The organism is Streptomyces sp. DSM 116793 (assembly GCF_057320905.1).
Genome location: NZ_CM170494.1, coordinates 2,770,930 through 2,789,836, shown reverse-complemented (window position 1 = coordinate 2,789,836; position 18,907 = coordinate 2,770,930). Strand labels below are relative to the sequence as shown.

At 71.0% G+C, this 18,907-nt stretch carries 15 protein-coding genes and 1 pseudogene; 6 read left to right on the top strand and 10 right to left on the bottom strand.

Annotated elements, in window-relative coordinates; genetic code table 11:
- Positions 1–445: 445 nt before the first annotated feature.
- From ACSMXW_RS11095 to ACSMXW_RS11085, 3 genes and pseudogenes are all read left to right on the top strand, one after another.
- On the top strand, positions 446–595 hold the full coding sequence (locus tag ACSMXW_RS11095; protein WP_485808596.1) for a hypothetical protein: 150 nt from the start codon (positions 446–448) through the stop codon (positions 593–595).
- A pseudogene (locus ACSMXW_RS11090) lies at positions 586–1,430 on the top strand (IS5 family transposase). The gene ACSMXW_RS11095 and the pseudogene ACSMXW_RS11090 overlap by 10 nt, the downstream one beginning before the upstream one ends.
- 51 nt (positions 1,431–1,481) lie before the next feature.
- Positions 1,482–2,006 carry a GNAT family N-acetyltransferase gene (locus ACSMXW_RS11085; protein ID WP_485805693.1) on the top strand — a complete coding sequence of 175 codons (525 nt, stop codon included), beginning with the start codon at positions 1,482–1,484 and terminating at the stop codon, positions 2,004–2,006.
- 130 nt (positions 2,007–2,136) lie between these two features.
- Here ACSMXW_RS11085 and ACSMXW_RS11080 read toward each other — a convergent pair whose 3' ends face one another.
- On the bottom strand, positions 2,137–2,748 hold the full coding sequence (locus ACSMXW_RS11080) for a DUF6879 family protein (protein WP_485805691.1): 612 nt from the start codon (positions 2,746–2,748) through the stop codon (positions 2,137–2,139).
- Positions 2,741–3,010: a hypothetical protein gene (locus ACSMXW_RS11075; protein ID WP_485805689.1), complete on the bottom strand. Its 270-nt coding sequence runs from the start codon at positions 3,008–3,010 to the stop codon at positions 2,741–2,743. Before ACSMXW_RS11075 ends, ACSMXW_RS11080 begins: the two co-directional genes overlap by 8 nt.
- Positions 3,011–3,351: 341 nt before the next feature.
- On the opposite strand from ACSMXW_RS11075, the gene ACSMXW_RS11070 reads away from it, so the two are divergent.
- Positions 3,352–3,711 carry a hypothetical protein gene (locus ACSMXW_RS11070; RefSeq protein WP_485805687.1) on the top strand — a complete coding sequence of 120 codons (360 nt, stop codon included), beginning with the start codon at positions 3,352–3,354 and terminating at the stop codon, positions 3,709–3,711.
- A 4-nt stretch (positions 3,712–3,715) separates the two neighbouring features.
- Positions 3,716–5,860, top strand: a complete 2,145-nt coding sequence (locus ACSMXW_RS11065; protein WP_485807962.1) for a tetratricopeptide repeat protein — start codon at positions 3,716–3,718, stop codon at positions 5,858–5,860.
- 347 nt (positions 5,861–6,207) lie between these two features.
- Here the strand turns inward: ACSMXW_RS11065 and ACSMXW_RS11060 are convergent, their stop codons facing one another.
- From ACSMXW_RS11060 to ACSMXW_RS11030, 7 genes are all read right to left on the bottom strand, one after another.
- Positions 6,208–6,558: a hypothetical protein gene (locus ACSMXW_RS11060; protein ID WP_485805686.1), complete on the bottom strand. Its 351-nt coding sequence runs from the start codon at positions 6,556–6,558 to the stop codon at positions 6,208–6,210.
- Between the two features lie 61 nt (positions 6,559–6,619).
- Positions 6,620–9,226, bottom strand: coding sequence for a glycoside hydrolase family 2 protein (locus ACSMXW_RS11055; RefSeq protein ID WP_485805684.1), 2,607 nt, complete (start codon positions 9,224–9,226; stop codon positions 6,620–6,622).
- Between the two features lie 279 nt (positions 9,227–9,505).
- Positions 9,506–10,420: an ATP-binding cassette domain-containing protein gene (locus tag ACSMXW_RS11050; RefSeq protein WP_485805682.1), complete on the bottom strand. Its 915-nt coding sequence runs from the start codon at positions 10,418–10,420 to the stop codon at positions 9,506–9,508.
- On the bottom strand, positions 10,405–11,346 hold the full coding sequence (locus ACSMXW_RS11045) for an ABC transporter ATP-binding protein (RefSeq protein ID WP_485805681.1): 942 nt from the start codon (positions 11,344–11,346) through the stop codon (positions 10,405–10,407). The genes ACSMXW_RS11050 and ACSMXW_RS11045 overlap by 16 nt, the downstream gene beginning before the upstream one ends.
- Entirely contained in the window at positions 11,343–12,239 is an 897-nt protein-coding gene (locus tag ACSMXW_RS11040) for an ABC transporter permease (RefSeq protein ID WP_485805679.1), read from the bottom strand. Before ACSMXW_RS11040 ends, ACSMXW_RS11045 begins: the two co-directional genes overlap by 4 nt.
- Entirely contained in the window at positions 12,236–13,231 is a 996-nt protein-coding gene (locus ACSMXW_RS11035) for an ABC transporter permease (protein ID WP_485805677.1), read from the bottom strand. The genes ACSMXW_RS11040 and ACSMXW_RS11035 overlap by 4 nt, the downstream gene beginning before the upstream one ends.
- 416 nt (positions 13,232–13,647) lie before the next feature.
- Positions 13,648–15,378 (bottom strand): ABC transporter substrate-binding protein, encoded by a 1,731-nt coding sequence (locus ACSMXW_RS11030; protein WP_485805675.1) that lies wholly within the window; start codon positions 15,376–15,378, stop codon positions 13,648–13,650.
- A 388-nt stretch (positions 15,379–15,766) separates the two neighbouring features.
- Here ACSMXW_RS11030 and ACSMXW_RS11025 point away from each other — a divergent pair, with 388 nt between their 5' ends.
- A complete protein-coding gene (locus ACSMXW_RS11025; RefSeq protein ID WP_485805674.1) occupies positions 15,767–16,825 on the top strand; it encodes a LacI family DNA-binding transcriptional regulator in 1,059 nt (352 codons plus the stop codon).
- A 153-nt stretch (positions 16,826–16,978) separates the two neighbouring features.
- Here ACSMXW_RS11025 and ACSMXW_RS11020 read toward each other — a convergent pair whose 3' ends face one another.
- Complete coding sequence (locus ACSMXW_RS11020) at positions 16,979–18,889, bottom strand: phosphatase PAP2 family protein (protein WP_485805672.1); 1,911 nt, start codon at positions 18,887–18,889, stop codon at positions 16,979–16,981.
- Between the last annotated feature and the right edge of the window lie 18 nt (positions 18,890–18,907).

Genomic DNA, 18,907 nt, shown 5'->3' with positions numbered 1-18,907 from the left:
GTGGAGATACCGGGGGTATTGTGCGGGAGGGCATATGCCGGTTGATCGTGCTGGCCGCACGGGCTTGCGGGTGGGGATCCCGCGGGCGCGCCGGTACTCGCCTGCGGCGGGCTTCCGGGCGGTGCCCCTTACGGTTTCGTTGTTGGCCGCCCGCCGGTGGCGGCTGGTCGCGCAGTTCCCCGCGCCCCTTATCGGGCGCGCCCCGGGAGGGGCGCGGGAACTGCGCGAAGGGCCACGAGGTGGCCGCGGTCGGGTGGCGGGCTCAGGTCACCCTCGTACCCTTCCGGATCGGCGCATACGCCGTCACCGATGCGCAGTTCGGCCAGTTCGCGGCCGGTGCCGGCCGTCTCACCGAGGTCGAGCCGTTCGCCGGCCGGACGGCCCCCGGAACGGCGTGCCGATATCGGCTGGCCCCGAGGGCGCGCCAGGGCCTTGGATGGTGTGCATGGACGGGAACCGGAACCGCGACATCGATCCAGACCCCCAGCGCCCGCATCTCGACCTCGACCTCGACCTCGATATCGACGTCGACCTCGACACCGACCTAGGCAGTTTCGTTTGGATCAGTGAGTCGTTGGTCCGTGTGTGCCGTTGACTGATGCGCAGTGGGCGCGGATCGAGCCGTTACTTCCGGATCGGAGGCCTCAGCGGGGTGGCCGGTGGCGTGATCACCGTGAGGTGCTCGACGCGATCGCTTACAGGTTCCAGACTGGAACGCAGTGGGTCCACCTGCCCGAGAGGTACGGCAACTGGCGAGGCGTCTACAACCGCCTGCGCATGTGGGCCGTCGATGGGACCTGGGAGCGGGTGTTCATCGCCCTGATGGCCCAAGCCGACGCAGACGAGGACTTGAAGTGGGCCGTCTCGGTCGACTCCACGATCGTGCGGGCTCACCAGCACGCAGCCGGGGCCCGCAAAAGGGGGCCCCGGCCGGCGAGCCGCACGACCATGCCATCGGACGGTCCCGCGGCGGGCTGACCACGAAGATCCACCTCGCCGCCGACGGCAACTGTCGACCGTTGGCCTTCGTCCTCACCGCCGGGCAGGCCGGTGACGCCCCCGCATTCATGGATGTGATGGCCCGCCTGCGCGTACCCCGGCGCCGTGGACGGCCGCGCACCAAGCCGGACGTGGTCCTGGCGGACAAGGCGTACTCCTCCCGCGCGATCCGCCATCACCTTCGTCACCGTGGCATCCGGGCAGTGATTCCCATCCCGGCGGACCAGCAACGACATCGGCTACGTCGAGGCAACCGGGGCGGCAGGCCACCGGCCTTCGACCGGCAGACATACAAGCAGCGCAACACCGTCGAGCGGTGCATCAACCGCCTCAAGCAGTGGCGGGGCATCGCCACCCGCTACGAGAAGACCGCGACCATCTACCTGGCCGGACTCCACATCGCAGGCATCTTCCTGTGGTCCGCCCGATGATCCAAACGAAACGCCCTAGGTCTCGGGATCGGGGGCGGGCTGCGGCTGCGGGTGCTGGGGAAGGGTGACGCCGGTCTGCTGGTCGAGGCCACCAGTGGGGAGTCGGCGCGCGCTCTGTGGGACGCGTATCCGGTCGGGCCCTACTCCCTGCTCGACGGGCAGAAGGCGCTCGCGGCCTGGGATCCGGACGAGGGCGGCCAGTTCTCCGTGGGGGTCCTGGACGGTGCGCGGCTGCTCGGCGCGGTCGGGCTGATGCCGGACGGGCCCGGCAGCGTCGAGCTCGCGTACTGGGTGCGGCCCGAGCAGCGCGGCCGCGGGATCGCCTCGCGGGCCGTGGGCGTCACCACGCGGTGGGCGCACGCACACCTCTCCGTGCCCCGCGTCTGGCTGGAGATCCGCCCCGACAACGAGCCGTCCCTCCGGCTCGCCCGGCGCCTCGGCTACCGGCTGGAGCGGCGGCTGCCCCGCCACTGCCGCGACCATGCGCACCCGGACCCCGCACGGGACACCCGGCACGACTGCCTGATCTGGGTGCACGAGGACGGGGCCCGGAGCGGGCCAGGCGCAGGGCCGTGAGTCCCGCTCCCTCCGGCTACGTCGCGTCAATTCCGTTGCGCGGGGGAGTGGGACGCTCCGCCGGGGACCAGCGGGCGGCCGGCGGCGGTGTGCCGAGGGGGCCGGCTCACGGTCCGTGCCCGCGGGTGGGTCAGGTACGGCTGACGGTTGGAGCGTCGAGCGGGGCGATCTCCCGGTCGAAGAACGCGTGGAAATCCTCAGCGCGTTCATACAGGGCGTTGAAACCGTCCAGGGTTTCCTGGATCAGTTCGGGGTCGCGGTAGCGCCTGGCACCCGCCGCGTTTCCGTCCTCGTCGTAACGGACGCCGTACATGACGACGTTCCCGAGGATGACGACCTCGGGAACGGGACGGGAACTCTCGATGTCCGTGATGGTGCGGGCGTCGAGCACCCGGATGTCGTCGCCGACTTCCACGGCCACACGCAGGACGTGCATCTCCCACTGCACATACGGCGTGACCGGGAATTCCACGACGCGAAGCCGGCGCTGGGTGGCGCCTCTGCGATGCGCGTCCTCGATCTGCTTGGCGTAGCGCTCCCGGCGTTCCCCGGCCAGCGCCAGGGCGCTTTCCCAGTCGCCCGCGGCGAAGGCCTCCCAGCTCGCGAAGCCTCGCTCCTTGAAGTCCTGGCCGCGTTCGAGCTTGTCCAGCGACCTGACTTCCTTGAGGTAACGGTAGAACTCCTCGTGGTACGCGGGCCGCTCAAGAATCTCGTACCTGCCGGCTGCGAAGGAATCAAACATTCGGGATGTCTCGCTTTGCTGCTATGAGCATGCTTCGTGGAATGATGACGAGTCGTTCGTCGGCGCCGATGGAGACGCCGGAGGGCAGTTTGCCGCGCAGGGAATTCGTGAGGTCCCTGCCGATGACCGCGACGTCACCATTGCTCATTTCCCAGATGTCGGGGCAGTCCGGCGAGTCGCTGGTGACCCCTAACTCCTGCGGTGAGCTGCCCAGACGCTTCTTGAACGTGCTCGCCGGGTCTGCCTCCCACGGTCTTGCCATGACTCTCCCCCTGCTGTTGAATGTCGCTTTGTTTTACCTTCGTTGGGTGACTGTAGCATGTGGTTCAGTGATCAACTGTATGCGAAATCTGGTCATATCGGCGCGGTCTGCGTCGCGGGGCAGGGTGGGGGTGGGATTGAATATGCCGTTGGTCTGTGGCGCAGAAACATTCTTGCCGGTGTTCTTCTTCGCGAACCTACCAGAAGGAATCTTCTTCGCCCCGGCCGTCGAGGCTGTATTTAATACTCATACGTTGTGACTAATGAAGATGCGGTGAGAAACAGGTGGAAGCGGATCTCACATTATTCGCGCAGAGTGCAGGAACCACTCTTGTCACTCTTATGACAACGGATGTGTGGCAACGCCTGAGTGACGGGCTCACACGCCTGTGGCGCAGGACCCAGCCGCACAGGGCGGACGCCGTTGCCGCTGACCTGGCGGCCGATCGCGAAGAGGTCCTGGTGGCTGTGCGTGCCGGTGACGAAGAGACGCTGAATGAAGTGCAGGCGCAATGGCAGGGACGGCTCCGGCGCCTTCTCGCCACGGTACCGGGCGCGCACGAGGAATCGCGCCGCCTCCTCGCGGAGTTCGACCCCCCATCAGCCGCGAGCGCTCCCGCTGTCACCCAGCGCGCCTCCGCCTCCGGGCCGGCCAGGATCCACCAGGCGGGACGCGACCAGCACATCGGGAAAGGTGACTGACGTGATGGACGGACACGCCGAGGGCGAGGGCCGCGTCTACCAGACCTCCGGTGATCAGCACATCAGCGAGCACCACTATCACGGCGTGCCGGGACCGGACGCGGGCGGGCCCGACTCCGTCCGCCGTCCCGCCGTCGGCAGGGTGCCGGCGGTGCTCCGCGACCGCGACGAGATCATGGCACGGCTGCGGGAGAGCGTCGCACCGGGGCGTGGTGGTGAGGTCCTCGTCCTGCACGGCATGGGCGGTTGCGGCAAGACGGCGGTGGCGTGCGCGCTCTTCCACTCCGCCGTCGACGACCTGGGCCGGGTGGGGCTGTGGGTCGACGCCTCCGACCGGGCGAGCCTGCGCTCCGGGATGCTCGCCGTCGCGGCTGAGCGGGGCGCCGGGGATGGCGAGTTGCTGGGGGCGCGCCGCGGCCACCGTCCAGCTGCGGATCTGGTCTGGGACTACCTCGACCGGTCCTCGGATCCCTGGCTGCTGGTCCTGGACAACGCCGACGACCCCGCAGTGCTCCGGGACGGGAGCTGGCTGCGCACCAGTCCCCGCGGCACAGTTCTGGTGACCACGCGCCAGGCGTCCGCCCGCTGGTGGCCCGGCGCCGAGTTGCAGCACATCGGCGTGCTGCCCCGCGAGGACGCGGCACGCGTGCTGCACGATCTCGCCCCGCACAGCGGCACCCTTGAAGAGGCGGCCGAGGTGGCGGACCGGCTGGGGCGGCTGCCTCTCGCCCTGACTCTGGCCGGCGGCTTCCTCGCCCATCAGGTCATCGACCCCTGGACCCTGGACACGTACGCGAGCCGCCTCGACGAAGAGGGGCACGTCGAGCTCATAGACCAGGGTGCAGAGGTCCTAGCCGAGCCGGACCCGCGCCATCTGGTCGGCCGGACCTGGCAGCTCACCCTCGACTCCCTGGAGGCCCGCGGGCGGCCCGAGGCAGTGCTCCTTCTGCGCCTGCTGGCCCGGCTCTCGCCGGACCCCCTGCCGCTGTCCCTGCTGGCCCACGACGAGATCGGCGCCGTCATCCCCCGGGCCCGGTGCGAGACGGCGCTGCGGGTGCTCATCGACCACTCGCTGGCTGAACTCGTCGACGTCGGCGTACGCGCGACGCGGAGCCATGGCGTGCTGCTCGGCAGCGTCGCCGCCGCCACGCCCGGCGAGCAGGCCGCCCGGCTCGACAGAGCCGCTGTACGGCTGCTCGACGCGGCGGTGCCCGCCCTTCCCGACGCCGGCCCCTACGACCGGCGACTCGCCCTGCTCACTCCGCACGCGCAGGTTCTGCTGCGCCGGCTGACGGACCCGTCCCTGACAGCGGACACCCTGGAGGTCGCCGTCCGGCTCGCGGTCGCGCTGCACCGCACCGGGGACTACCTGACGGGCTGGGAGACCGCCCGCAGCGCGGCGGAACTCGCCGAGCGGACCCTCGGCGCCGAGCACCGCCTCGTCCTTGCCGCCTGGTCACGGACCGGCCGTGGACTCTTCCGGCTCGGCAGGTACACGGAGGCGGAAGAACTCCTGCGGCGGGTCCGCACCGCGCAGGAGCGACTGTTCGGGGCCGGCGATCTGGACACACTCGACACCGGCCACGGTCTTCAGATGGTGCTCGCCAACCTGCCCGGACGGCACGACGAGGCCATGGAACTCCTGCGGGCCGTGGTGGCCGGCAGGGAAACGGCCCTCGGACCGGCGCATGCCCTGACCCTGCGTTCCCGGTGCAGCCTGCTGGCGTTCCTCCCGTCGGCCGAACTGGCCACGGACGGCGGCCGCCGGCTGCTGTCCCTGCCCCAGGAGTGCGCGCAGCACCTGGGGCCCGACCACACCGTCACCCTGGTCGCCCGGTTCAACTCCGCACGTGCGCTGCGCGAGCTGGGCCGCTATGCGGAGGCCGACGCCGAGGCCGGCCGGGTCCTGGCCGACTACCAGGGGCGGTTCGGCTCGGAGTACCCGGTCGTGCTCGCCGCCCAGCAGTTGTACGCCACCACCCAGGCGGCCACGGGCCGGCTGGACGCGGCGATCGAGCTGCTGACCGACGTCGTGGAGCGCCGTGCGCGGAGCCTTGGCGCGGAGCATCACTTCACCGTGCACAGCAGGGAGGTGCTGGACGGCCTGCTGGCCCGGCGCCGGGGCTCTGCCGCGCCGGAGTCCGGCTGACGCCCGGCTGACCGCGGACGCGTCTCGTCGCGCCACGAGTCCGTTCGATTCCGGTGGGTCACACGCTACGGCCGGCAGGCCATGGGCGACCGCTCTTCCGGAGGTGCATCCGCTGCGGCGGGGGAGGGAGGGGCCGGCACATGTCAGTCGCCCGTGTGCGTGCCGGGTGCGCGAGGGGCGGTGCGGGTGTGCCGGTCCTCGGCGGTCCACGGCTGTCAGGGGCAGGGGCAGGGGCAGGGGCAGCTCAGGGGCAGCCCAGCCGGTCGGGGAGTACTGCCGCGCCGTTGTGGTCCTGCCGCGCGGTGACGGTCTCCTCGCGCTGCGTCCACCCGGAGCCGGGCGCCGACTCAGCCCAGGTCGTCCGGGCCGCGCATCAGCTCGCGGCCGAATTCGATCATCTTCTTCGCGTAGTCCTCGGTCCAGCCCGCGCGGTCGGCGATCACCGCCGGCGTGAGCCGGTCGAACCGGCGGGGGTCCGCGAGCTGGGCCGCCGCCATGGCCTGGTACTCCATGGCCCGGTCGGTGGCGGCGCGGAACGCGTGGGTCAGTTCGGTGGCGCGGGACAGCAGCTCCCTGGGGTCGTCTATGGACTCCAGGTCGAAGAAGTGCTCCGGGTCCGCCGCGGCCGCGGCGGGCTCGAAGAGCAGCGGGGCGGGGCGCAGACGGGGCGCGCTACGGGGCCGCTCGGGCTCCGCCATGAGTGTCCTCCTAGCGTTGATTCCGCTCCCATTGTCCCGCGCCCCGCAAGTACCTGCCGCCTCACCGCCCCGAGTCGTTGACGCAGCGCAGCACAGGGGGGTGCCCGAGGGCTTCTGGGGTGCGGAGTTCCGCGCCCGTCACGTGGAAGCGTGCGGTCTCGCCGGGGAGCAGGGTGAGGAGGGTGTCGTCGACTTCCGCGTTCGGGTGGAGGCGGTCGGGGAACAGGGTGAGGTCTCGCAGGAGCGTGTGCGCGTGGATGTGCACCGTGTATGTGGGTGCCGAGTACGTGTGGGGCGCCGACGCGGGGCTGTGCCCCGGACCCCCTTCGCCCTGCGGGCTCGTCCTCAATCTCCCCCAGTGCCTTGAGGGCCTGGGAGGTACCCCCAGGACGGGCTCCGATGGCGCGGCTGCCGCCTCGTCGTCGCCTTCAGGCTTCATACGGAGATCCGTGGCCTCCGTCACGTGCACCGAATACTCCGCCTTCGGCCACGCCACCTCCGTGTCCTCCGCGAAGAACTCGATGATGCGGGTGTCGCCGAGGGTGATGACCAGGAGTTCTCGGGTGGGGTCGCCGGGGGTGCCCACGGCAGCCGGGAGCAGGAGGCGTTGGACCGTGCGGGGAGCGGCGTGGGCGGGGAGTTCGCGGGTGGCGAGTTCCGTGCCGTCCAGGGTGCGGCGGGTCACGTGGAGGGTGCCCTCCCAGCGCTCCGCGCTGTCGTTGACGACGAAGACCGCGCCGTCGCGGAGGACCAGGACGCGGTCCGCGTAGGCCCGGCGCAGGGCGTACCAGAGCGGCTTGCGGCGGCCGTCGCCGTCGACGGCGGACCAGGAGATCACCGGCCAGCAGTCGTTGAGCTGCCAGACGATGGTGCCCATGGTGTACGGCATGTGGGAGCGGAAGTGGCGGATGCCGAACGCGACCGCGCGGGCCTGGTTGAGCTGGGTCAGCCAGTGCCAGTCGTCGAAGCCGGCCGGCCGCGGCAGATGGTCGCCGAGGCCGCGCAGCAGCTTGCCCTGGCCGTCGTCCGCCTTCTGATGGTGGGCCAGCAGGGGGGCGTCGGGCGTCAGCTCGCCGCTGACCGCGCGGCGCAGCGTGGCGTACGCGGGCGGGCCCTGGAAGCCGAACTCGGCGACGAAGCGGGGGGCCGAGTCCGCATAGTGGGTGTAGTCGGTCCGGTTCCAGACCTGCCAGGAGTGGACGGTGCCGTGCTCCGGGTCGTTCGGGGGCAGGCCGGGCGTGCCGGAGTAGGGGGTGCCGGGCCAGTAGGGGCGGGTCGGGTCCAGCTCGGCGAGCAGGGACGGCAGCAGCTCGTGGTAGTAGCCGGCCCCCCAGCTCGCGCCGTCCAGCGGCTCCTGCCAGCCCCAGTCCTCGTAGCCCTCCAGGTTCTCGTTGTTGCCGCACCACAGGACGAGCGACGGGTGCGGGGCGAGGCGGACTATCTGCTCGCGGGCCTCGGCCGCCACCTCGTCGTACAGCGGCTGCTCCTCGGGGTAGGCGGCGCAGGCGAACGGGAAGTCCTGCCAGACGAGGAGGCCCTTCTCGTCCGCGAGGTCGTAGAAGTCGTCGCTCTCGTAGAGGCCGCCGCCCCAGACCCGCAGGAGGTTGACGCCGGCGGCGATCGCCTGGTCGAAGCGTTCGGCGAGCCACGCGCGGGTGAGCCGGGCGGGGAAGCAGTCCTCCGGGATCCAGTTGACGCCGCGGACGAAGATCTCCTCGCCGTTCACCGAGATGCGGAACGCGTCCGTCTCCAGACCGACCGTGCGGAAGCCGGTGCGTCCGCGCCAGGTCTGGCCGCCGAGTTCGACCGTCACCTCGTGGAGGGGTTGGGCGCCGCGGCCGCGCGGCCACCACAGCTCGGCACCGGGCACCGGGAAGCGGACCTCGCTGCGGTCCAGGCCGGCCGGCACCGGCAGCACGGTACGGGTGCCCGCCACCTCCACCACGGCCGCCACGACGTCGTCCGCCGCCAGGCCGGCCGCGGCGGCCGAGCGCCGCACGCCGAGGGTGACGCCGAGGTGCGGCACGCCGGTCTCCGCGTCGACCTCCGCGAGCAGCCGTACCGAGGCGATCCGCACCCCGCTCCAGGACTCCAGCGCGACCGGCCGCCAGATACCCGAGGTGACCAGCGTGGGCCCCCAGTCCCAGCCGAAGTTGCAGGCCATCTTGCGGATGAACTGGTACGGCTCCTCGTAGGCGCCGGGGCGGTCGCCGAGCCGGTCGCGGAGCGCCTCGGCGTAGGCGTAGGGGGCGGTGAAGCGGACTTCGAGGGTGTTGCCGCCCTCGCGGAGCAGCGGGCGGACGGGGAAGCGGTGGCTGCGGTGCTGGTTGGCGGTGCTGCCCACCTCGGTGCCGTTGAGCACCACGGTGGCGACGGTGTCCAGGCCCTCGAAGACCAGGTCGGTCTCCTCGTGGCCGTCGTCCGACCACTCGAAGGTGGTGCGGTAGCTGAAGTCGGTGCGGCCGATCCAGGTCAGGCGGGTCTCGTTGGCGTCCAGGTACGGGTCGTCGATCAGTCCGGCGGCGAGCAGGTCGGTGTGCACACAGCCGGGCACGGTCGCGGGCACGCCCCCGGCCGGCAGTGCCACGGGGACGTCCGCGTCGGTGTGCAGCGTCCAGCCGTCGTGCAGCGTGACGCGGCGGTGCGCGGGGCGGTGGGGTGTGGTCACGCGGGGTCCTTCCGCAGTCGGGGGGCGTGGTGGGGTGTGGTCACGCGGGGTCCTTCCGCAGTCGGGGGGCGTGGTGGGGTGTGGTCACGCGGGGTCCTTCCGCAGTCGGGGGGCGTGGTGGGGTGTGGTCACGCGGGGTCCTTCCGCGGCCGTGGGGCGTCGTGGGGCGCGGTGACGTGGCGTACCTCCGTGGTCGGGGGCTTCCCGGGGGCTTCCCGTGGGCTTCCCGGGCGCGCTCCGGGTCCGCTGCCGCCGCGGGCGGGAGCTTCCTCGCGTGCCTCACGAGGACGTGCCTCCGCAGCCGGGCAGCCGGGCGCAGGCGGTGAAGTGGCCGGGTTCGGTCTCGCACAGCTCGCCGTCCGTTCCGTGCCCGCCCGCCGCGTGGAAGGCGCACTCCTTCAGCGGCTCCGGCTCGGTCCAGGGGAGGTTCAGCCGTGGCACGGACGCCAGCAGGGTGCGGGTGTACGGGTGCTGGGGGTTCCCGAACACCTTCCGGGTGTCGCCGCGCTCCACGACCCGGCCGTGCCGCAGCACGACGGTCCGCTCGGCGAGGTACGTGCCGAGTGAGAGGTCGTGGGTGATGTAGAGGACGCCGAGGCCACGCTCCTTGAGGTCGGCGAGGAGGTTGAGGACGTCGATGCGGGTGGAGGCGTCCAGCATGCTGGTGATCTCGTCGGCGACGAGGAAGGTCAGGTCGAGCAGCAGGGCGCGGGCGATCAGCAGCCGCTGCAACTGGCCGCCGCTGAGCTGGTGCGGGTACTTGCCGAGCACCGCCCCGGGGTCGAGACGCACGTCCCGCACGGCGCGCTCCACCCGCTCCCGCCACTCGGCGCCCGGCACCTTCGGATGGTAGGCCTGCTTGATCATCGCGAACACCCGGTCGGCCTTGAAGACCGGGTTGTAGCAGCTGAACGGGTCCTGGAAGACGCCCTGTACATGGCGGTAGTACTCCTTGCCCGCGGTGACCGGCTTCCCGTCCAGGGTGAGGGTGCCCTCGCTGACGGGGGTCAGGCCCAGGATCATCCGGCCGATGGTCGACTTCCCGCTGCCGCTCTCCCCGATGAGCGAGACGACCTCGCCGGGCCCGGCGTCGAAGGTGACCCGGTCGACGGCGGTGACGTGGCCGCCGCCGAGGTTGCCCGTCCGGTACTTCTTGGTGACGCGGTCGAGGGTCAGCATCAGGCCTTCCAGCACGCGACGTAGTGGCGGGGGGCGATCTCGACGGCCGGGGGCTGCTCGGCACAGCCGGCGTCCGCGAGCGGGCAGCGGTCCCGGAAACGGCAACCCGACGGGGGGTTGAGCAGCGAGGGCGGGCTGCCCTGGATGCCGGCGAGCCTGCGCTCGGCGTGCCGGACGCCGACCTCGGGCAGTGAGCCCAGCAGCAGCTTGGTGTACGGGTGCCGGGGCTCGGTCGTGAGCGCCTTCGACGGGGCCTTCTCGGCGAGCCGGCCCGCGTACATGATCATGATGGAGTCGGCGATGCCCGAGGTCAGCGCCAGGTCGTGGGTGATGAACATCATGCTGGTCACCAGGCCCGCCTCGCGCAGCCCCACCAGCGCCCGCGCCACGGCCTGCTGGGTCGAGACGTCGAGCGCCGAGGTCACCTCGTCGGCTATCAGCAGCGCCGGGTCGAGCAGCGTGGAGATCACCATGACGACGCGCTGCTTCATGCCGCCGGACAGCTCGACGGGATACCGGTCCAGCACCTCGGGACCGAGGCCGACCAGGCTGAGGCGGCGGTGCAGCTCCGCGGTGTCGGCCGGCACGCCGCGGGAGGCGAGCAGCTCGCGGATCATCCGGCCGATCCTGCGGGTCGGGTTGAGCGCGCTCATCGAGTACTGCGGCACCAGCGACACCCGGTGGAACCGGAACGCGTTCATCGCCCGGTCGTCGGAGAGCGGCAGCTCGGTGCCGTTCAGCTCGACGGTCCCGCCGACGTGCTTCATCCGGCCGTCCAGACGGATCAGCGACTTGCCGAGGGTGGTCTTGCCGCAGCCCGACTCGCCCGCGAGGCCCAGGATCTCGCCGTCCGGGATGTCGAACGTGACGCCGTCCAGGGCCCGGACGTCGCCGCGCAGCGTGCGGTAGTGGACCCTGAGGTCCGTGACGGTCAGGCTCATGACTCCCTCAGCTTCGGGTTGAAGACCTCGTCCAGGCCGACGTTGGCGATGTACAGCGCGCCCACGATGGCGGTGATGCCCGCACCCGGCGGCAGGAACCACCACCACATGCCGAGTTGCAGCGCGCTCCACTGCTGGGAGCTCTGGAGCATCAGGCCCAGCGAGACGCCGTCCGTCGGGCCGAGCCCGATGAAGTCCAGCGAGGAGGCGATCAGCACCGCGCCGCCGAACAGCAGGATGAACATCATGAACAGGTAGGAGCTCATGTTCGGCGCGATCTCGCGGAAGACGATCCGCCACGTCCTGCCGCCGCTCAGCCTGGCCAGGTCCACGAAGTCCCGGGCACGCAGCGAGAACGTCTGCGCGCGGATGGCGCGCGCCGCCCACGGCCAGGACGTCAGCCCGATGAAGACGCCCTGCACGGGGACGCTGCGTACGCCCAGGTACGCGTTGATGATCAGCAGCACCGCGAGGGTGGGGATCACCAGCACGATGTTGGTGAGCATGTTCAGCACCTCGTCGGTGAGGCCGCCGCGGTAGCCGGCCAGGAAGCCGACCAGCATCGCGATGACCGCGGCGAGCCCGCCGCCGATCACCCCCACCAGGAACGTGGACCTCAGCCCGAACACGAACTGCGCGAACACGTCCTGCCCGAACGTGGTGGTGCCGAGCCAGTACGTGCCGCTGGGCGCGGCGGCCTGCGGGCCCACGTACTCGTTCGGGTTGCCGCCCAGCAGCAGCGGCCCGATCAGGCCGAGGAGCAGCAGCACCAGCACCACGGCGAAGCCGGCCAGCAGCTTCGGGTTGCGCAGCGCGTAGTGCAGCGTCTCCCTGCCGGGGGTGAGCTGCTCGGCGGCGTCGGCGGTGACGGTCGCTTCCGGCAGCGCGCTCATGCCTGGCCTCCCGTCATGCCGGTCCGGGTGCGTGGATCGACGACCACGTAGACGAGGTCGATCACGAAGTTGGCGATCAGCACGCCGATCACGATGAACAGGAACGTGCCCTGGAGCAGGAAGAAGTCCTGGTTCTGGATCGCCGCCAGGATCAGGCTGCCGAGCCCCGGGTACGAGAAGACGATCTCGGTGACCAGCGCACCCGCCACGAGGACGCCCAGTTGCAGCGCGAGCCCGGTGATCTGCGGCAGCACCGCGTTGCGGAAGGCGTACCGGCGGATCAGCCGCTGGGGCGCGCCGAGCGCCGAGAGGTACGCGGAGTAGTCGGACTCCAGCTCGTAGATGATCATGTTCCGCATGCCGATCGCCCAGCCGCCGAGCGCCACCAGGAAGAGCGACAGGAACGGCAGGAACCAGTGGTAGAGGACGTCGCCGACGAAGGCGGCGCTCCAGCTGGGGGTGATCGACAGGCTGTAGCCGCCGGAGATCGGGAACCACCGGGCCTGGAATCCCAGCGCCCACGCGATGATCACCGAGATCCACATGTACGGCATCGCGGTGAGCAGGTAGCCGGCGGGCAGCACGGTGTTGTCGAGCACCTTGCGGCGGGCGGCCAGCGCGCCGAGCCAGTTGCCGGCGACCCAGCTCAGCAGGATCGCCGGGATCATCAGGCCCAGCGTGTACGGCAGCGCGCCGAGGATCACCTCGCTGACGGGCTTGGGGAACACCCAGATGGACAGCCCGAAGTCGCCCTGGAACAGCGACGACCAGAAGTGCAGGTACTGCTGCCAGACGGGCTGGTCGAAGCCGAACAGCCGGGTGTAATAGGAGCGCATCGCCTCCACGGCCTCGGGCTGCGATACCCGGGCACGGGCGAGCATGGCGGCGACCGGATCGCCCGGCATGAAGCGCGGGATCATCCAGTTGACGGTGACGGCCACCACGAAGGTGAGGCCGTAGACCAGCAGCTTACGGGCGAAGTAGTGGCGCACGGGGAGGTCTCCCGGTGGGTCGGGGGATCGTGGGGCACGGGGGGAGGGGGGAGGGGGAGGGAGGAGGGACGAGGGGGAGGGCGGCGGACTCGACTTGCGGGCGCGGCGGGGAGGGCGGCGGACTCGACTTGCGGGCGCGGCCCGGCCCCCCGTTCCACCAGGTCAGGAGGACGCCCGAACCGGGTGGAGGGGGACCGGGCCGCTGCCCCGGCCCGCGGCCGTGTCAGGCCGGCAGGGGGCCGGGGCGGCTCGGGCGGCACCGGGCGGGGCGCGCGGGGCGTCCGGCCGGTGGCGGGGTCACCTTGCGGGTTCCGTTGTGCTCAGCGGGGTCACCTTGCGGGTTCCGTTGTGCTCAGCGGGGTCACCTTGCGGGTTCCGCTGTGCTCAGCAGGGTCACCTTGCGGTTTCCGCTGTGCTCACTTGGCGGGCTTCAGCGTGGTGAGGGTGTCGAATCCGCCCATCTCCAGCCAGTTGCGCCACATCGCGGGCGCGGTGTGCGGGGCGCCGGCACGGTCCGACGGCCAGTTGGACCAGACGCCGGTGTTGGACTGCGCCCACAGCGCGTTGTACCAGAGCGGGATGACGGGCAGCTCCTTGAGCTGGATGTCCTGGATCCGGGACATGGTCTTCCGCATGCCGGCGGTGTCGTCGGTCCTGATGCCGCCGAGCTGCTGGACGAGGTCCCAGGCCCGGTCGTTCTGGTACCGGCCGAAGTTGACCGTGTTCTGCACCTTCTGGATCGGCTGCTGGAAGATGTACTGGTAGTACGTCCAGGGGGTGTTCGAGAGCTGACGCTGGTTGTCCAGGATCAGATCGAAGTCGCCCTTGCCGCGCTGCTCCTGGAGCGCGTTCTGGTCCGGGAAACCGGCCGTGATCCTGATCCCGGAGGCCTTGGCGCCGGCGGCGATGACCTTGGCGGCCTCCATCCAGTCCGTCCAGCCGCTCGGCACCTCCAGCTTCAGGCTGATCTTCGAGCCGTCCTTGTTCTCCACGAAGCCGTCGCCGTCGCGGTCCTTGTAACCGGCGTCCGCCAGCGCCTTCCGGGCCTCGGCGGGGCTGTACGAGAAGCCCTCCCGGGCGACCAGGCCCATGTCGACGAACCTGGACCACTGCGGCAGCAGACCCGTCGGGCTCGCGGGCTCGACCAACTGCCCGTAGACCCCCTTGACTATCTTGGCGACGTCTGCGGACTCGGCGAGCGCCCTGCGGAACGCGGGGTCGTTCATCGGCTTCCTGGTGGTGTTCGGCACCATCCAGGTGGTGTTCGCCGGCAGCATGTAGGGCGGCTTGTCGTAGTACGACGCCACCTTGTGGGCCTTCACCATGGAGGCGGCGCCGGGCAGGAAGTTGTTGCTGAGGTCCAGTTGGCCCTGGGTGAGCTGGCCGACGACGACCTCGTTGCTGGGGTTGGAGACGTCCACGATGTACTTGGGCGCCGGCTTCTTGCCGAGGATCTTCTCGCCCCACCAGTCGTCGCGCCGCTCCCACACCACCCGGTCCTGGGTGTGGCTCCTCAGCTTGTAGGCGCCGCTCGCCACGGGCCTGTCGTTGACGCCGTTCAGGACCTCCTTCTCCGAACGGCCGCGCCAGATGTGCTCGGGCACGATCGGGATGCCGTAGAGGTTGAAGTCCCACTCCTGGTAGTGCGCCTCCTTGAAGGTGAAGCGGACGGTGGTGGCGTCCACCCCCTTCGCGCCCGCGAGCCACGACCACATGGTGTGCAGCGGGGACGCCTCGTACTTGCTGATCCCGTACGAGTACACGACGTCGTCGGCGGTCAGCGGCTTGCCGTCCGACCAGGTGACGCCGGAGCGCAGCTTGAGCTCGTAGGTCTTCGCGTCCGTCCAGGTGCCGGACTTCGCCAGCCAGGGGGTGAGCCTGCCCTGGTCGGGGTCGAAGTGGAAGAGCGTCTCGTAGGCGAGCCCCTTGGTGCCGGTCGCGAAGTCCCAGTCGCGCAGGGGGTTGTAGTTGGCGGGCGGGCCCCACTGGGTGCCGGTGGTGTAGAGCGTCTCGCCCCGCGGCAGTGAGCCCGCGGCACCGCCGCCCTGGGCACCGCCGCCTCCGGCGGTGCCGCCGCCCGTGCATGCGGTGGCGGCGAATCCGATCACGATCAGCGCGGCGGTGACCGCCCGCACCCGGATAGCCATCGTCCCTCACTTTCCCCGCACGTCCTTGAGCGGAGCCACTGAACCGGGTAAGTGCCGTGAAGCTATGTGTGGTTGAGGCGGGTGTCAATAGGTTGCGGGAGCGCTCCCATGGCGCGTTCGTGGCGCGTGTTCCGGTGATCTTGGGCGGTGGGTGGACGAAGGGGAGGGAATGGGGAGGACCCGGGGGACCCGGTGCATGGAACGGGCGTGGTTAAGATGGCGACTGGCGTAACGAACCGGTTAAGTACGCCTGGAGCGGCTGGAACGGTTAGAGGGCCGGAGTGGCTGGAGTAGCTGGAACGGTCATAGTGGCCGGAGTGGCCGGAGTAGCTGGAACGGTCATAGTGGGCGGAGTGGCCGGGCGAGTGTGTGGCTGAAATGAGGTGGCATGGCGAAGCAGCGCCCCACGATCGCGGACATCGCGCGCCGCGCAGGCGTCTCCAAGGGGGCGGTGTCCTATGCGCTCAACGACCGTCCGGGGGTCTCGCCCGCCACCCGCGCCGCGATCAAGGCGATCGCCGAGGAGATCGGCTGGCGGCCCAACAGCGCGGCGCGGGCGCTCACCCACGCGCGCGTGGACACCGTCGGGCTCGCCCTGAGCCGCCCGGCGCACCTGCTCGGGGCCGAGCCGTTCTTCATGGAGCTGATCAGCGGCATGGAGAGCGAACTCGCCGCGCGGGGCTGCGCCCTGCTGCTCCAGGTCGTCCCCGATCCCGGCCAGGAGCTGGAGCTGTACCGCAGATGGTGGGGTGAGCGGCGGGTGGACGGCGTCTTCCTCGCCGACCTGCGGCTGGCGGATCCGCGGGTCCCGGGGGTGGCGGAGCTGGGGATGCCCGCGGTGGTGATCGGCCACCCAGGGGCGGCGGGCCCGCTGCCGGCGGTCTGGTCCGACGACGCGGGGGCGCTGCGCGACACCGTCACGTACCTGGCGGCGCTCGGCCACCGCTCCGTGGCCCGGGTGGCGGGGCTGCCCGACCTCGTCCACACCCGGCTGCGGGACGACGCCTACCGCGCGCTCTGCGGCGAACTGGGCCTGGACGAGCCGCTGGTGATCCACACCGACTACACCGGGGAGGAGGGCGCGCACGCCACGCGCCGCCTGATCAGCGGCCCACGCCGGCCGACGGCGGTGATCTACGACAACGACATCATGGCCGTCGCCGGCCTGTCCGTCGCCCAGGAGATGGGGCTCGACGTGCCCAGGGACCTCTCCCTCGTCGCCTGGGACGACTCCCAGCTCTCCCGCGTGGTCCGTCCGCCGCTGACCGCGCTCGGCCGGGACATCCCCGCGTACGGCGCACGGGCCGCGCGCATCCTGCTGAACCTGATAGCGGACGGTGAGACACCGGCGTACCTCGCCCGGGGCGAGGCCCCGGCCTACGAGGAGACGGCGGCGCGGCTGGTGCCGCGGGGGAGTACGGGGCGGGTGGGGGCGGAGGGCAGGTGACGAGCACCCGCCACGCCGCGGTACCGCGGGTCGGTCCCGGACCGCTTCCGCCGGGGGTGCAGGGGCCGGGACCGGCCGCGGCAGGGCCTGGCGGCCCGCACCCGCCGGTCAGCACGCCATCGTCTGAGGGCCCACACTCGTGGGGGACCCGGCTCAGCGCTGGACCAGGCGCACCGACAGGCCGGAGGACGAGTACACCGGCTCGGCACGCAGTGTCCCGCCGGCCACGGCCACGGTGACGGTGTCGAAGCTGCCGTGCAGTCCGCGGGCGCGGATCACGCGCAGCGGCGTGCGGGAAGGTGCCCGGCCCTTCTCGAGGCGGATCACGAGCGTGGCTCTCGGCCCGATCTCCACCGGTCCTCGCACGTTCAGCGGGGCGTCGCCGCCCTCTTCGCCGAGCGTCACGTCCAGCACGGCCGCCGAGTGGCGGTAGCCGTCCCGCACGTCGACCGCGGCCGGTACGCGCAGGGTTCCACCGACGACGTCCAGTGCTCCGCTGCCGAGGGCGTCCGGCCCGGTGGCGATCAGGGTGCCCTCTTCCAACCGGGTGCCACCGGCGTAGCCGTTGCTGCCGGTGAGAGTGAGGGAGCCGGTACCCCGTTTCGTCAGGGCGCCCGTGCCGGAGATGTCGTTCCGCCATGAGTCGGCGGCGCTGAACCCGCCGTTTCGCCCGTCCATGGTGACCGTCACGTCGGTGCCGAAAGCACCGTATCCGTCGGCAGCCGCGAAGAGGTTCAGCCGTCCCCACTGCTCGGGGCCGTCCAGCAGCGGGTAACCGGACGGCAGTGACGTGGTCCGGAGCACTTCGCGGCGCTGCTGGGCACTCAGGTAGGGCAGACGTGTCTCCAGCAGGACCTCCGCGCCCTTGGGCACGGTCATCGCCGTCTGAGGCCCGCTTCGCCGGAACGCGTACGTCAGCCGTGACGTCACGGCCTTCCTGTTGACCTCCCGATCGGCGTAGGGATCCGCTGCCGTCCCGGCCGAATGGGCGAACGCGAAGAGGGTGTCGGCCGTCGTGCCGGTGGCCTTCTGGAAGTACTCGGCTGCCTGCGCGCGTGCCGCGGCCTTGAGCGTCGCGTTCTGCGGGTCGGCGAGTGCGGCCGCGGCGAGCGCCGTGCCCAGGATGCGCCCGCCCATGACGTCGAGGGCGGAGTGCATGCCCGCGACGATGCGGGTGTCGCTCAGGAAGGACATGTGGGCCACCAGTTCCTGAAACCGCTCGGGAACGGCGTAGGCCAGTGCGAGCCCGGCCAGATGGAAGGCGTTCGTGTGGCCGCTGGGGAAGCCTCCGTCGTTGGCCGGATCCGTGCTGCGCTGACGCAGGAGCTGGGGGGCCACCACGACGTTCGAGCGGTAGACGGGAAACCCGAGGTCGTCGACGCGACCGGTGTCGACGACCTCGCTGTCCTCCGTCATGCGGTAGGGACGGGGATATTGGAACGCGAGTTTGCTGGGATTGCCTGAGGCGTTGGGGCCCCGAAGTGCCTTCACGAGTTGCACCACGAGCCCGAGCTGGGAGTCCGTGGCACCGGCCCCGGTGGCCGAACCCGCCGGCGCACCGGCCGGCACCATGTCGTCGATGGTGGTGGGCGGGGTGCCGTCAGGCGCCGAGGTGATGCTGGTGACGGCCTTCGCTCCGGTGGTGTAGAGGTCCGCCAGCGGACCCAGGCCGGCTATCACGCCATAGCTCTGGTCCTGGCGGTCGTGGATGAAGGCGTCGCGGGCCTGCGCCTCGGTGCGGTGCCTGGTGACCTGCTCGGAGTGGCGCATGTTGGCGCGCAGCACGTCGGGCATGAGTGGTGTTCCGTTGTTCCACTCGGACCCTGTCTTCCACAGCGTTCCCATCCCTTCGAGGATGTCGACCGCCGCGTTCGTCGAAGCGGTGAGGTGGGACGTGGTGTTGGTCGCGTAGTGGTCCACGAAGGGAAGGACCCCGGTCGCGGTCGGCTTCGGGGTCTTGACCACGGCAGCGGCGGGCACCGTCAGCCGGGTCGACATCACGGGAGCGGCTGCCACCGCGACCGAGACTCCCGCGAAGTCCCGGAGAAGGGTCCTGCGGTCCATTCTCATGCTCTCCAACCT